This is a genomic window from Hoeflea sp. Naph1 (genome assembly GCF_046837775.1).
Classification (GTDB): Bacteria; Pseudomonadota; Alphaproteobacteria; order Rhizobiales; family Rhizobiaceae; genus Hoeflea.
The window spans coordinates 2,923,031-2,937,746 of the sequence record NZ_CP177286.1; the positions used below are offsets into that span (position 1 = coordinate 2,923,031).

The 14,716-nt window shown below is 60.0% G+C and carries 13 protein-coding genes; 4 read left to right on the forward strand and 9 right to left on the reverse strand.

The window, feature by feature from the left end:
- Positions 1-32 precede the first annotated feature (32 nt).
- From ACK6D9_RS14030 to ACK6D9_RS14050, 5 genes are all read right to left on the reverse strand, one after another.
- The gene (locus tag ACK6D9_RS14030) at positions 33-1,004 is read right to left on the reverse strand and encodes a hypothetical protein (protein WP_412048982.1); all 972 of its coding nucleotides are present in this window, start codon (positions 1,002-1,004) and stop codon (positions 33-35) included.
- A gap of 274 nt (positions 1,005-1,278) precedes the next feature.
- The gene (locus ACK6D9_RS14035; protein WP_412051815.1) at positions 1,279-2,637 is read right to left on the reverse strand and encodes an aspartate aminotransferase family protein; all 1,359 of its coding nucleotides are present in this window, start codon (positions 2,635-2,637) and stop codon (positions 1,279-1,281) included.
- 137 nt (positions 2,638-2,774) lie between these two features.
- A complete protein-coding gene (locus ACK6D9_RS14040) occupies positions 2,775-3,788 on the reverse strand; it encodes an NAD-dependent epimerase/dehydratase family protein (RefSeq protein ID WP_412048983.1) in 1,014 nt (337 codons plus the stop codon).
- The gene (locus ACK6D9_RS14045; protein ID WP_412048984.1) at positions 3,785-4,231 is read right to left on the reverse strand and encodes a transporter; all 447 of its coding nucleotides are present in this window, start codon (positions 4,229-4,231) and stop codon (positions 3,785-3,787) included. The genes ACK6D9_RS14040 and ACK6D9_RS14045 overlap by 4 nt, the downstream gene beginning before the upstream one ends.
- A 200-nt stretch (positions 4,232-4,431) precedes the next feature.
- Positions 4,432-5,322 (reverse strand): alpha/beta hydrolase, encoded by an 891-nt coding sequence (locus tag ACK6D9_RS14050; RefSeq protein ID WP_412048985.1) that lies wholly within the window; start codon positions 5,320-5,322, stop codon positions 4,432-4,434.
- A gap of 82 nt (positions 5,323-5,404) precedes the next feature.
- Here ACK6D9_RS14050 and parE point away from each other — a divergent pair, with 82 nt between their 5' ends.
- On the forward strand, positions 5,405-7,483 hold the full coding sequence (gene parE / locus ACK6D9_RS14055; RefSeq protein WP_412048986.1) for a DNA topoisomerase IV subunit B: 2,079 nt from the start codon (positions 5,405-5,407) through the stop codon (positions 7,481-7,483).
- An 82-nt stretch (positions 7,484-7,565) separates the two neighbouring features.
- Here the strand turns inward: parE and ACK6D9_RS14060 are convergent, their stop codons facing one another.
- A complete protein-coding gene (locus ACK6D9_RS14060) occupies positions 7,566-8,705 on the reverse strand; it encodes a DUF2336 domain-containing protein (RefSeq protein ID WP_412048987.1) in 1,140 nt (379 codons plus the stop codon).
- A gap of 166 nt (positions 8,706-8,871) precedes the next feature.
- Here ACK6D9_RS14060 and ACK6D9_RS14065 point away from each other — a divergent pair, with 166 nt between their 5' ends.
- Both ACK6D9_RS14065 and ACK6D9_RS14070 read left to right on the forward strand, forming a co-directional pair.
- Complete coding sequence (locus tag ACK6D9_RS14065; RefSeq protein WP_412048988.1) at positions 8,872-9,327, forward strand: MaoC family dehydratase; 456 nt, start codon at positions 8,872-8,874, stop codon at positions 9,325-9,327.
- Positions 9,327-10,232 carry an HpcH/HpaI aldolase/citrate lyase family protein gene (locus ACK6D9_RS14070; RefSeq protein WP_412051816.1) on the forward strand — a complete coding sequence of 302 codons (906 nt, stop codon included), beginning with the start codon at positions 9,327-9,329 and terminating at the stop codon, positions 10,230-10,232. Before ACK6D9_RS14065 ends, ACK6D9_RS14070 begins: the two co-directional genes overlap by 1 nt.
- A 5-nt stretch (positions 10,233-10,237) precedes the next feature.
- Here ACK6D9_RS14070 and ACK6D9_RS14075 read toward each other — a convergent pair whose 3' ends face one another.
- Positions 10,238-10,855, reverse strand: coding sequence for a flavin reductase family protein (locus ACK6D9_RS14075; RefSeq protein WP_322990975.1), 618 nt, complete (start codon positions 10,853-10,855; stop codon positions 10,238-10,240).
- A gap of 5 nt (positions 10,856-10,860) precedes the next feature.
- Positions 10,861-11,439, reverse strand: a complete 579-nt coding sequence (locus ACK6D9_RS14080) for a nitroreductase (protein ID WP_412051817.1) — start codon at positions 11,437-11,439, stop codon at positions 10,861-10,863.
- Between the two features lie 105 nt (positions 11,440-11,544).
- Here ACK6D9_RS14080 and ACK6D9_RS14085 point away from each other — a divergent pair, with 105 nt between their 5' ends.
- Positions 11,545-12,474, forward strand: coding sequence for a hypothetical protein (locus tag ACK6D9_RS14085; RefSeq protein ID WP_412048989.1), 930 nt, complete (start codon positions 11,545-11,547; stop codon positions 12,472-12,474).
- 133 nt (positions 12,475-12,607) lie between these two features.
- On the opposite strand, the gene thrS is transcribed toward ACK6D9_RS14085, so the two are convergent.
- A complete protein-coding gene (thrS, locus tag ACK6D9_RS14090) occupies positions 12,608-14,611 on the reverse strand; it encodes a threonine--tRNA ligase (protein ID WP_412048990.1) in 2,004 nt (667 codons plus the stop codon).
- Positions 14,612-14,716: the final 105 nt, after the last annotated feature.

Below are 14,716 nucleotides of genomic sequence, written 5' to 3' on the forward strand. Positions count from 1 at the left end.
TTGGCACCGGTTTTCAAGGCATTCTCCTTTGGTCAGCAGTCGCTGTTCAGATCGCGGATCAGGTTGCGCAGTGTGAGGATGGGCACGCGCTCGAACACCGATTTCAGCGCGGTTGTAACGCATTCGCCGGCAATCAGGGTATCTTCCAGTTTCTGCCGCTCCGCTTCAGACAATGTTTCAAGACCCGGCGCGACGCGCAAGGCTCTTGCCACAATATCGCGCTTGCGCGGATCGGGCGCTGAATTGTCCGTTGGATCCGATTTCGTCGCCGGGTCGGGATTTTCGGCCACCACCTCGGGCGCCTTGCCCGCGCGCTCGGCGAGCTTGAGCGCATCCAGTACCTCTTGCGAGGCCGCCAGTTCCGCCTCGACCTCGGCAAGCCGTACTTCCAGCTCGGCGATCCGCTTGGCATCCGCAGTACGCAACTCCGCAGCGGTTTTCGCCTGCGCCTTCAGGTTGGTCTGATCGGCCAGCATCATCAAGTTCTTGCGCTGCAACTGGTCCCGCTCCGCCGTCAATTCCGGCAGAACCTCGTCGCGCAGACGGGCAAGTTCGGCCGTATCACGATCCTCGGCTACACTCGCATCCTGGTTGACTGCGTCCCTCTCAGCTTCGGCCGCCACCAGTTTCGCCTTCAGCGTTTCATTCTCCGCAGCCACCATATCGACCTCACGGGCCAGCTTTTCAGCGAGCGCGGTTTTCTCCTCTGCCAGTTGAGCTGTGATGCTGAGCGCGTCCAGTTTTTCGGCCATGGCGTCGAGCTCACCCGCCTGCCGGGCAATTTTTGCTTCGAGTTCAATGATTTGCGCGTCATCGGCCGGTGTATTGACGACACCGCTTGTGTCGGGTTGGGAAAACCGGAATGCGGCATAACCACCGGCCACGCCAATCACGAGGACGAAGATTACGGCGATGACCGTCATGGCGGCGCTGACACCACGACGACCGGGCCGAAAATCACTCTCCCTGCCCCATTGATTGACCAAATGAATTGCCTTCCACATCTGCACGTACCGAAGCGAATTCGCCGAGGCAGCAACCGGGTCATCGCACCTGCCGGGCCACGATATGCATCGTCAGCCCCGAAATGGCTAGGTACGGACCGGCAAGGGGTAACGTGAAAAAGATGGCCGCGCAAGCAAGCCTGCGGCTGTTCTCGTTCCGGGTTTGGCTTGCGTATTCCTGCTCAACATAGCTCCGAACACACAAAAGCCGGGACGGATTATAATGGATCCGCCCCGGCTGATGATTGCTGAAAACCTACGTTAAGGCCCGGGTCTATTTCTTGGTTTGGCTGCCGATAAAATCACGGACGATGCGGACGATGCCACGGCCCAGCACGGCGTCGAGCGCCTCGATGAACTGATCGACATGCTCAGGTCCGCAGATCAGCGGCGGCTCCAGCCGGATGACGTTGCGATTGTATTCGGTGAATGCCACCAGCACATCGTGATCACGCAGCAATTCGGCGCCGACGAAGCCTGACAGCGAGCCCTTCAGCTTGTCGTCGAGCAGCGCCACCATTGGCCTCAGCAGCGCCGGCAGGGTCTGGCTGAAATCCTGGAATTCGAGCCCGACCATGAAACCCCGGCCACGTACATCCTTGATGATCTGAGGGTATTTAGTCTGCAATTCCTTGAGGCGGTTTATCAGGTAACCGCCGACCCGCTCGGCATTGTCGATCAACGCCTCGTCATACATCACATTGAGGCCTTCGATCGCGGTAATGCAGGCTTCGCCGATACCGCCAAAGGTCGCCTGGGCGTGGATCATCGCCGTCTTCGGCGTGCCATAGGCCTTCATGTAGACCTTGCGTGAGGCGATCATCGCCGCCATCGCGCATTTGCCGGCGCCGAGCGATTTGGCGAGCGCGGTGACATCCGGAACCACGCCGGCATGTTCGAACGCGAAGAAGTGACCGGAGCGGCCCATGCCACACTGCACCTCGTCGGCAATCCACAACACACCATGCTTGTCGCACAGAGCGCGAAGCTGCTGCCAGAACTCCACCGGCGCTTCGACGATGCCGCCGCCGCCCTGGATGGTCTCGAGCACGATCACGCCGATTTCCGGATCGGATTCGAAGGCCGCGCGGATCGCCTCGATGTCGCCAAACGGCACCTTGACCGTGTTGCCGGTGAGCTGGAACTCGCCGCGATAGAGCTCGGAATCAGTCAGCGACAGCACGCCCTTGGTCTTGCCGTGGAACGAGTTAGCCGCATAGACAATCTTGGGCCGCTTCGGCCCGGCAGCGCGCTCGGCCACCTTGATGGCTGCTTCCATGGCTTCCGAACCAGAAGAACCAAGGAACACTATGTCGAGATCGCCCGGCGCAATCGCCGCCAGATTCTTGGCCAGCGCAGAAGCATACTGGCTCATGAAGGCAATGGCGATTTCATGCCGGTCTTCATCCTGGAAATCCTTCCGCGCCTTGATGATGCGCGGATGGTTGTGACCAAGCGCCAGCGAGCCGAAACCACCGAAGAAATCGAGAATCTTGCGGCCGTTCTGATCGGTGTAATACATCCCCGACGCGGTCTCGATCTTGACCTTGTGAAAGCCCAGAAGCTTCATGAAATGCAACTGGCCAGGGTTGATGTGATCCTTGAATAGCTCCGTCATCTCGCCAAGCGACATCGCTTTCGCATCGTCTACGCTCAGCAGATCTGGCCGTGGTGTACGGCTGGTACTTGTTGTTGAAGCCGACAATGGCGGCGCTTCGACGGTCACGCGGTTGGGTGTATCAAGCATAGTCTGGCTCCCTCGAAGCGGTTTCATTCGGCCGGTGCGACTTGTGCGGAAGCGGAAGATCCGCCACGCACTTTCTGGGCGCGATATTCATCATAGGCGGCAATCAGCATATCTTCGTCGCGATATTGCGGAACCCAGCCAAGTTGGCGCTCGCCCTTGGAAACGTCGAGAACGCAATTTTCGTCGGCGATAAGATACTGTTCCGGGTCCATGATCGGCATGTTGATCAGATCAAACAGGTCGAGCGTACGTTTGACGGCCCAGCCCGGTGTCGGGATCAGGAATGATTTCGAACCGGCATGCTTAACCAGATCGCCCAGGAGCTTGCGCACCGGCGGCGGCTTGATCGAACCGAGATTATAGGCCTCGTTCGGCACGCCGACCTTCCAGGCCAGACGCGCAGCTTCGGCACAATCAAACACCGAGATGAACTGATAGGGGTTCTTGCCCGATCCGATCATCGGCACCGGCAAATTGGCGTCGATCAGCTTGAACAGTTTTTCGAGAATCCCGAGCCGTCCCGGGCCGATGATCAGGCGCGGGCGGAACAGCGAGATCGACATCCCGCGGGTGCGCCATTCAGCCGCCAGAACTTCGGTGTCCTGCTTTGACTGGCCATATTCGCCCAGCGGCGAAACCGGGTGTTCCTCGGTCATCGGAAAGGTCACCGTATGGCCGTAGATCATGTCGGTGGTGAAATGCACCAGCTGGTTGGCGCCAGCCTTGTCCATTGCTTCGATGATGTTCTTCGTGCCGTCGTAATTGACCGGGTAGAAGAAATCATGGCGCTTGGCGCGCACTTGCAGCGGCGACAGCATCTTGGCCGAGAGATTGTAGACCATGTCATCAGCTTCAAGCGGAACCCTGGCAACCTCTTCGGGACGGGTGACATCGCATTGGATGATCGTTGCATCCCGGTAGAAAGCCTGATGGTCGTTGACGATATCGGCAATCACAATCTCTTCGCCATCGGCGAGAAGTTTCTTGGCGAGATGGCGACCGACAAACCCGTCGCCTCCAAAAATGACGTGTTTCATCGTGAAATCTCATTTGCTGCTGCGTTGATTTTTGAAAGCTGCGCTGTTTCCTGCATATCGCCTGAGTGACCTTCACGGCCGGACTGGGCAATCAGGATGGTTCCGACGCAGATGAAGGCAATGCCTGCGATCCGCCAGTTGTTGAGATCTTCACCAAAGATGAAGAACGCGAACACGGCCACGGCCACATAGGCCAGGCTCAGGAACGGATAGGCGAAGGACAACTCCACCTTGGACAGCACGTAAAGATGCGATGCCATGGAAATAGCGAATGTGACGAGACCCGCAAAGACCCACGGATTGAATAAAATCTGGAACACCCTGGAAATCATGGTGTCAGCCGTAAAGGAAATTGGTCCGAGTGACAGCATGCCCTGTTTGAGCATCAGCTGCGCCGCCGCGTTGGTCAGCACGGTAAACAATATAAAGGCAATATATTTCATGTCCCGCTCCGCATTAGGATCGAGCCAGATCTATACTTACTTCGCAAACATCCGGTTGACCGGCGCGGTCAATTTTTCCTTAAATTGAACCTATTCTCGAAATGAACCGGTGATTCATTCGCCCGCGAAAGCCGACCCAATGTGACCCGCACCCATTCAATTGCAGGGTAAAGCCTGAAAGAATGCATCTACGTTGGCAGTCAGCGGCTGAGCAGAAACTCCAGCGTCTGCTTCCAGTCGGTCATGCGGATCGGAGTGCCATGCGAGCCGGTGTTAAACAGCACGAACCGTGCCCTGTATCCCTTGCTGGTGGATCGCACCTTGTCAAACACCGCTTTCTGGTCGCCCCACGCATAAACGCCGTCGTCGCTGCCATGAGTAAAGACAATCGGCAGTTTGGCCTTCACTGCCGCACTGCCGGCGATCCCCATATCAGGCGCGCCGCCCAGCAGTGCGATACCGGCCAGACGCGGCACCACCACGGGATCATTGGCCAGCTTGGCGCAGATGATCGAGCCCATCGACGCGCAGGCCAGCACCACCGGCGCACGCCCGGCAAGCACCAGCGCCTTGACATCACCCGCGCCCTGATCGTCAAAACTCTGCACGGTGGGTGCCAGATAGGCACCGCCATTGCCGACCACCAGGTTCTTGAGCCGGTTGAAATTGCCACCAAAGGTGTAATCGTTCATCCCGAGCCGCTGATCGCCACCGCGGCCATGGACGAAGATGACCGCAAAGCGCGCGGCGGCCAGATCACCGGTCAGGCCGGTTTCGATGGTCCGGCCATTGGCCTGATGTTCGGCAACCCGGCTCAACCGGTTCACCTTGAGCGACACGTAAGACGAACGCACACGGCGTTCCGGCTCGATATCACGACGGTGGATATCGCGCACCTTGTCGTAGTCGACCACCATGTAGGAGCCGTCCTTGGCCATCGTCAGGATCCCCGGATAGGCAAACAGCCGGTCCTTGTGGCCTTTGAGTTCCAGCGCCGCAGCAGACGTCTGCGGCAAACTGCCGAGCACAATCGCGATTGCCAGCACGACAGAACTGTGACGAACAACAGCGCGCAAAGCATCTAAGCACATGGTACATGGTCGCTTGAAAGCTAGGATTCTGGCACACTCCGGCTGATTCGCATCCCAAATCTACACTAGGCTCGACCACGATATGGACGATTCCAACGATCTTTTTGCAGCAATGGCCACCCCGGCGCCAAACCGGGAGCCAAAGGCAGACAATACCCCGCCGCAGGCATCCCAACCGCCAGCGGCCAAACCTGCGCGCGTTGCTGCCTCCAAACAGGGCGCGCCCGCCAGCGGCGATGATTACGACGCCTCCGCGATCGAGGTTCTCGAAGGCCTCGAGCCGGTGCGGCGCCGGCCCGGAATGTATATTGGCGGGACCGACGAACGCGCGCTGCACCATCTTTTTGCCGAGGTTATCGACAACTCGATGGACGAAGCCGTGGCCGGCCATGCCAATTTCATCGAAGTCGAGCTGGATGCAGAGGGCTATCTTTCAGTAACCGACAATGGCCGCGGTATCCCGGTGGAAAACCACCCCAAATTTCCCGGCAAATCGACGCTCGAAGTGATCATGACCGTGCTGCATGCGGGCGGCAAGTTCGACAGCAAGGTCTATGAAACCTCCGGCGGGCTGCATGGCGTCGGCGTATCGGTGGTCAATGCGCTTTCCGATGATCTCGTGGTCGAGATTGCCCGTAATCGCCGGCTCTATCGGCAGACATTCTCGCGCGGCATTCCGCAAGGCGGGCTCGAAGAACTGGGCGAGATCCACAATCGCCGCGGCACCAAGGTCCGGTTTCATCCCGACCCCGAGATTTTCGGCGCCGCTGCCCGTTTCGATCCGGGCCGGCTCTACCGCATGGCAAGGTCAAAGGCCTTCCTGTTTGGCGGTGTCGAAATCCGCTGGGTCTGTGCCGCTTCCCTGGTTGAAGGCACAGAGATCCCGGAAAAGGCCGTGTTTCATTTCCCCGGCGGGCTCAAGGACTATCTCGAATCCACGCTCGGCAAGGAACACCGGGTCACCCGCGATATTTTTGCCGGCAAGACCGAGCGTCCGGGCGGCCATGGATCGATGGAATGGGCGATCACCTGGTATGGTGGCGACACCTCGATCAGTTCGTATTGCAATACCATCCCGACACCCGACGGCGGCACCCATGAAGCCGGTCTGCGGATCGCCCTGACCAAGGGGCTGAAGGCCTATGCCGAACTGACCGGCAACAAGCGCGCCGCCTCGATCACCACTGACGACGTGATGATCTCGTCGATCGGCATGCTTTCGGTGTTCATCCGCGAGCCGGAATTCGTCGGGCAGACCAAGGACAAGCTGGCGACCGTCGAGGCGCACCGCATCGTCGAAAATGCGCTGCGCGATCCGTTCGACCATTTCCTGGCCGATTCGCCGGCCGAGGCCGACAAGCTGCTCGAATGGGTGATCGACCGCGCCGAAGAGCGCTTGCGCCGACGCAAGGAGAAGGAAGTCAACCGCAAGACCGCGGTGCGCAAGTTGCGGCTTCCTGGAAAACTTTCCGACTGCAGCCAGACCACCGCTGCGGGGGCAGAATTGTTCATCGTCGAGGGCGATTCGGCTGGCGGCTCGGCAAAGCAGGCCCGCAATCGCTCCAACCAGGCGATTTTGCCGCTGCGCGGCAAGATCCTCAACGTCGCCAGCGCCGGACGCGAAAAACTCGGCGCCAACCAGCAGATCGGCGACCTGATCCAGGCGCTGGGCTGCGGCACGGGATCGAAATACCGCGAGGAAGACCTGCGCTACGACCGCATCATCATCATGACCGATGCCGATGTCGACGGCGCCCATATCGCCTCACTGCTGATCACCTTCTTCTATCAGGAAATGCCGGAACTGGTCCGCCAGGGTCATCTCTATCTGGCGGTGCCGCCGCTCTACAAGCTCACCCAGGGGGCGAAATCGTTCTATGCCCGCGACGACGCGCACCGGGTCGAACTGATGGAAACCGAGTTCACCGGCCGCGGCAAGGTCGAGATCAACCGGTTCAAGGGTCTGGGCGAGATGCTGCCGGCGCAGCTCAAGGAAACCACCATGGATCCTTCCAAGCGGACCTTGCTGAAGGTCGCCGTCGACATCACTGATCCTGAATCGACCCGCGAAACGGTGGATAATCTGATGGGAACCAAGGCCGACGCCCGCTTCCGCTTCATTCAGGAGCACGCGGCCTTCGCCGACAATCTCGACATTTAGGCAGTCATTATCCGGGGGCACCGGGCCTCGGGATCAGGCCCGGCAAACCACGCGTTGACAAGCGGCGCGGCCCGTTGTCCGGTCAGGCGGCCTCTGCCGCCAGTGCGTGGGCGTAATCGCGTGAGGCCTGGCGATGCCAGATCAGGTGCAGAGATTCGACCAGCCGCAACAGATCGGCAACTGCCGGCTGGCGTTGTGCATCGGCTGCGTGGCGGCTCATCAGCTCGCTCGAAACCCTGCCCGTGTCCATGCCGCCCGAACGACGTGACGCCGCCCGCCACAACAAGGTCGCCGTGACAAACACCGGCGCCAGTTCCCTGTCGAGCCCGATCGACCGGTAGAGTGCCCGCATTGCCGCTTCCCGCCCGTCCACCAGAATGCCGCGCACACGGCTGTCGGAGATACCTGACAGCGACACCACAGCGGCGGCAAAGAAATCGACATTGCCAGCACACAATGTGTGCATCAGGAACGCAGGTGTCAGCCGCCCTGACATGCGCAGGTGCTCGACCAGCGCCGGAATTTCATCCTGAACCACTGTTTCTGCGAGCCGCAAAGTTGCACTCAGGCAGGCTTCCTCGGTGACCTTGCGCCCTCGGCTGCCACCAATCGCCGAACGGATGAAGTTCGATCCGGCAAGCGCAGCACCCAGCCGCTCGACCAATTGCTGGCGAACATCGCAAGGCAGATCGGCTCGATCAAACAGCCTGCTGCGGATTTCGGCATCATCACCGAACCTTTCTGCAATGCGCCGCACCGAGATCCGCGCCACCGAAACCTGCGGATTATCCAACATGTCGGCGACGGCTCTTGCGGTTCCAACCTCGGCCAACGCCGCAGCCACCGATACCGACACTTCACGCCGGAACGCCACAAACTGCTGAAGCGAGGAGCGTCCGCTTGCGACAATCTCGATCAGATCGCTGTCACCCAGCACCGGCGACAGCGCAATGATCCGGCCCGCAACTTCGAGCTGATCAGCGGCCAGTGCGACAACAATGCTGCGCGGCGCATGCTCGACGGTGGCAAGGCCTTCGGCCAATGCCAACCGCACCTTTGGTGAGGGATCCTCAAGCAAAAATGACAGTGCGGCTTCGGCCGCGTTGCGCTCGGATGGGTCCATGTGGCCCTCGGCATAGGCCTGCGTCAAAGCCTTGGTGGCGCGACACCGCTCGCTGGTGCTGGCAGTTTCCGACCACTTCAAAAATGACTTTACGATCATGACGGCCTCAATCCCACTCGATACCAATAGGCACAAGCTAGAGCGAAATGGTTTACGTTCGGTTCACCATCTTTGTTAACCGCCGGAGTTGCGCTCCAGGCCCACTTGCGCCCATCCGGGGAACGCGGCATTTAGATGGGGCACGAGCCAGGGTGAGGAGAACGCGATGCGCGGGATGTATCTTGAAGAGTTTGAAACGGGCGCGGTGATTTCGCACACACTGCGGCGCACGGTAACCGAGATGGACAACATGTTGTTTTCCAACATGACGCTCAATCCGCAGCCGCTGCATATCGATTATGAATTCTGCAAGACCACTGAATTCGGCCAGCCGCTGGTCAATTCGCTGTTCACCCTGGGCCTGATGATCGGCATTTCGGTCAACGACACCACCGTCGGCACCACCATCGCCAATCTCGGGATGAGCGACGTGACCTTCCCCAACCCGCTGTTTCACGGCGACACCGTGCGGGTGGAAACGACAGTCGTGTCGGTGCGCGAATCCAGGTCCAAGCCCGATCGCGGCATTGTCGAACTCGAGCACCAGGCTTTCAACCAGCACGACAAGCTGGTGGCGCGTTGCGTACGCCAGGCGATGATGCGCAAGCGGCCGAACTCATGATGCGATCGCTGCTGTTCGTCCCAGGCGATTCGGAACGCAAGATGGAAAAGGCCGCCAGCGCTGGTGCCGACGCGCTGATCCTCGATCTTGAGGATTCGGTCGCCGTTTCACGCAAGCCGGAAGCCCGGCAGATGGTGGCAACCTATCTGGCCAACGCCGAAAGACAGCCCCCGGCCCCGCGCCTGATCGTCCGGGTCAACGCTCTCGACACCGGCCTGACCGATGACGACCTTTCGGCTGTGATTGCCGCTCGCCCAGATGCAGTGCTGTTGCCAAAGGCAAATTCCGGCGCCGACATCCAGGATTTCAGCGCGCGGATCGCAGTCGAAGAAGCCAAGGCAGGCCTGCCCGAAGGCGCCATTCCGGTCCACGCACTGATGACGGAAACCGCAGCTGGAATGCTGAATGTTGCCAGTTTCGCAGCAAAATCCGCCCGGCTGTCGGCGCTGGCCTGGGGTGCGGAAGATCTCGCGGCCGATATCGGCGCCGCCACCAACAAGGATGAAACTGGTCGCTATACGGATGTTTTCCGGATGGCACGCAGCCTGACGCTCCTTGCTGCTGCGCATTCGGGCGTCGATGCAATCGACACGGTGTTTACCGATTTCCGGGACATGGATGGTCTTGATGCCGAATGCCGCGCCGCAGTCCGCGACGGCTTTTCCGGCAAGATGGCAATCCACCCCGGCCAGGTCGCTGTCATCAATGCCGCGTTTACTCCGGCGCCCGCAGATGTTGAACGCGCGGTCCGCATCCTGGCGTTGTTTGCTGCCGCTGGACCTGATGCCGGCGTGCTCTCGCTTGACGGCAAGATGATCGACATGCCGCATCTGCGGCAGGCAGAACGAGTGGTGCGGCGCGCCGGACTCACCGAGACGCCGCTTGACGAGGCGTCGAATCTCTAGACCGCTTAGCGACGGTCGTTTAGTCGCTGCGGACGCACCATCTCGAAGGTTTCGGCAGCGTCTGCGTAATCCATATAGCCAAGCCGTGCCACCGGCGCGACACTTGCCATGTCGAGCCGGCCATCCTTGAGGGCGGCTTCGTCGATATGGATACCCAGCACCTGGCCGATGACGACAAACGAGCCGCTCGGCGCCCCGTCCAACGCCTTGGCCTCGAAAATCTCGGTGACCCGGCATTCCAGCGCCGCGCAGGCTTCGCCGACATAGGGCGCGTCGACCAGCCTACCGGTCTGCATCGTCAGTTCGGCAAAATCGAATTCACTCTCGCCATGGGGCAAACTGGCTGATGTCAGATTCATTTTCTCCGCCAGGTTCCGGCTCACCATGCTTGTGGTGAACACCCTGGTTTCCTCGACGTTGCGCAATGTATCCTTGCGCCCGGACGACGAAAACATCACCATTTTCGGATTGTCCGAGATCGCATTGAAATAGGAATAGGGCGCCAGATTGACGGATCCGTCGGCGCCCCTGGTGCCAATCCAGCCAATCGGCCGGGGCGAGACAATTGCCTTGAACGGGTCATGCGGCAGACCGTGCAAATTGTCCCGCGTTTCGTAAAACATCGTGCTCATTCACCCGCAAAGCTGACAATATCGGCAAGGTCCGGACGCGCCCGTTCACCCGGATACAACTTCGGAGTGCCGATATGGATAAAGCCGGCGACCTTTTCACCGGGCTTGATGCCGAGCAACGGAAAAACGCTCTCGTCAAAGGCAAACCATTCGGTCAACCAACTAGACCCGTAGCCCAGCGCTTGCGCTGCCATCGACAGGTTGAGGCAGACCGCACCAGCGCTTAAAACCTGTTCCCATTCCGGAATCTTGACATGCGGGGCCGCCCGCGACACCACCGCAATAACCACCGGCGCGCGGGTCAGGCGGGTCTTTTCGACCGCAATCATCTCGTCCGTCATGTCCGGCTTGCGCGCCATCGCCACCTCGGCGAGTTCCTGCGAAATCCGCTCGCGTTCGCCCCCCGCGTAAACCACGAAACGCCAAGGCGCCAGCTTGCCATGATCGGGCACCCGGCTCGCCAATTTGAGCATTTCCATGATTTCCGGCCGCGAAGGGCCCGGTTCACTCATCTGAAGGGCGGGCGTCGACCGGCGGGTTTCCAGATAGGACTTAAGGGCAGCATTGACCGGCATGTCTTCCTCGTGCATTCAGGTTTGATCGAGATCGGCCATGAATTCGCCATGGCATTGGGTTTCAAGTGACCCCTCACATCCCGGAAGTCAACCGGACCGGACCGTATGAACAGACTGTCTATCGCCCTCCTCTGCACACTGTCGCTGATTCTGCTGCCAGGCATGGCCGCAGCGCAGGACGCATTTGGCGATACCGCCAATCCCGATATCGCACTGCCGGGCCTGAGCCAGTATGCGCCTGCGGATGCCGCCAGCACCGATGCTGCACTCGGGCGCACCGTGCGGATGCAGGCATTGCTTACCGAAAACGGTGATCCGCTCGAACACGGCCTGACCTGGCGTATCTTTCATCCGGTCCCTGGCCCCGATGGCAAGTTGCCGCTGCTTGCTACCGCCACGGGCGGAACGGCGGAGTTCGAATTCGAGCCGGGAGATTACTTCATCCACGTGGCGTTCGGCCGCGCCGGCGTGACAAAAAAGCTCACCATTCCGCGCGACGGCCCCCTCGAAACGCAGCGCCTGGTGCTGGAAGCCGGCGGCCTGGTGCTCAATGCGGTGTCGGGGATCGACATGCGCATTCCACCCAAACAATTGCGGTTCAACATTTTCAAAGCCGAAGAAGGGCTTGATGGCGAGCAGCAATTGGTGCTCAAGGATGTCGAAGCTAACACCATCGTCAGGCTCAACGCCGGCACCTATCACATCGTTTCCGAATATGGCGGCGTCAATGCGGTGATCCGTTCCGACATAAGGGTGGAGGCGGGCAAGCTTACTGAAGCCGTGATCCAGCATCGCGCCGCCCAACTGACGCTCAAGCTGGTTGCCGAAGCCGGCGGCGAAGCCATCGCCGACACGGCCTGGTCGATTCTCAGTTCTGGTGGTGACACGGTGTCGGAGAGCGTTGGCGCGTTCCCGACCATCATCCTAGCCGAGGGCGATTACACGGCCATCGCCCGCAATAAAACCAGGGTCTTCCAGCGTGAATTCACGGTTGTCGCCGGACGCAACTCGGACGTCGAAGTGCTGCTCCAGTAGCACCAACGCAGCCGCCGGGGTACGCCCCTTGGTGTCCTGGACACCCGGACATCCGTATTTTTCAATCAGCTCTGCGGTAATTCGCCGCAACCACGACGCGATGCCAGTTCAGGCATCGCGTCGATTTGATGGTTCATACGGCCCGGCTTGCCCTGTCGGCTTGCCGGCGCAGCACGTCGGGCGGGGTAGCTTCTTGCACCAGTTGCATTTCCGCTTCCGCCAGCGTCATGGACACCTGATCGCGGCTCCCGAGCCGGCGCATGTTGACGGACTGCTCTTCGGCTTCGCGCATGCCACAAACCAGGATCACCGGCACCTTGGCCAGCGAATGCTCGCGGACCTTGTAGTTGATCTTCTCGTTGCGGCAGTCGGTTTCCACCTGCAGCCCGGCATCGCGCAACCGCTGGGCAACCTGTTCGGCATACTCATCGGCCTCCGAGGTAATGGTCGCGACCACCACCTGCAGCGGCGCGAACCAAAGCGGCATGTGGCCGGCATGGCTTTCGATCAGAATGCCGAGAAACCGCTCGAGTGACCCGCAGATCGCCCGGTGGATCATCACCGGCTGTTTCTTCTCCGAATCCGGACCGATATAAAACGCACCGAACCGTTCGGGCAGATTGAAATCGACCTGGGTCGTGCCGCACTGCCATTCACGGCCGATCGCGTCGCGCAGGGTGTATTCGAACTTGGGTCCGTAGAACGTCCCCTCGCCCTCGTTGATGCCAGTCTTGATGCGATTGTCCTCACGCGCCATACGTCCCAGCGCGCTTTTGAGGATGTCCTCGGCGTGGTCCCACATGGCATCGGTCCCGACCCGCTTTTCCGGACGCGTGGCGAGCTTGACGACGACTTCCTCGAAACCGAAATCACGGTACACCGACATCATCAGATCGTTGATCTTGAGGATTTCCGCTTCCAGTTGATCCTCGGTGCAGAACACGTGCGCATCATCCTGCGTGAACGCGCGCACCCGCATCAGCCCGTGCAGCGCACCCGACGGCTCGTACCGGTGGACATTGCCGAATTCGGCCAGCCGCAGCGGAAGATCGCGATAGGATTTGAGCCCGTGCTTGAAAATCTGCACATGGCCGGGGCAGTTCATCGGCTTGAGCGCGAAGATGCGGTTGTCGGCTTCCTCGTCGTCAGGATGAGTGAAGGCATGGGCGGATTTCACCGCGAACATGTTCTCCTGATACCAACCCCAGTGCCCGGAAGTCTCCCACAGGCTCTTGTCGAGGATCTGCGGCGCATTGACCTCTTCGTAGTCGCGATCCAGCCGACGACGCATATAGGCCACCAGATTCTGGAACATGCGCCAGCCCTTGGAATGCCAGAATACGACGCCCGGCCCCTCTTCCTGGAAATGGAACAGGTCCATCTCACGGCCAAGGCGGCGATGGTCACGCTTTTCGGCTTCCTCAAGCATGTGCAGATAGGCGTCGAGTTCAGCCTGGTCAGCCCAGGCCGTGCCGTAAATACGCGTCAGCATCGTGTTGTTGGAATCGCCACGCCAATAGGCGCCCGCGACCTTCATCAGTTTGAAGGCGGTGCCAATCTGCCCAGTCGAAACCATGTGTGGACCGCGGCACATGTCAAACCAGTCGCCCTGACGGTAGATCTTCAGGTCCTCGTCAGACTTGATCGATTCAATCAGTTCAACCTTGTAGGCCTCACCCTTGTCCTCGAACACGCGCCTGGCTTCGTCGCGCGACCAGACCTCCTTGGTGAAGGGCTTGTTGCGGGCGATGATCTCTTTCATCTTTTTCTCGATCACCGGCAAGTCTTCCGGCGTGAACGGCTCGCTCTTGGCGAAATCGTAGTAGAACCCGTTCTCGATCACTGGGCCAATGGTGACTTGCGTGCCAGGAAACAGCTCTTGCACCGCTTCTGCCATCACATGGGCGGCGTCATGCCGGATCAGTTCCAGCGCACGCGGATCGGTGCGGGTGATGATTTCAAGCGCACCATCGCGGACCGGATCGCTGAGATCGGTGAGTTCGCCATCAAGCGCAATCGCTACGGCTTTCTTGGCCAGCGACTTGGAAATCGATTCGGCCACCTCGCGGCCGGTCGTGCCGTCCGGGTATTCGCGCTTGGAGCCATCGGGAAAAGTAAGGGATACGGCGGATGCCATGGCAGTCTCTCCTTGATCCAGTCCCGCCAACGAACGCGGGTGGTTGAGTATGTGGTGTGTGCACCGCGGCATTTACGCGATTTGGCCGGTGCGAGCAACCCGGAC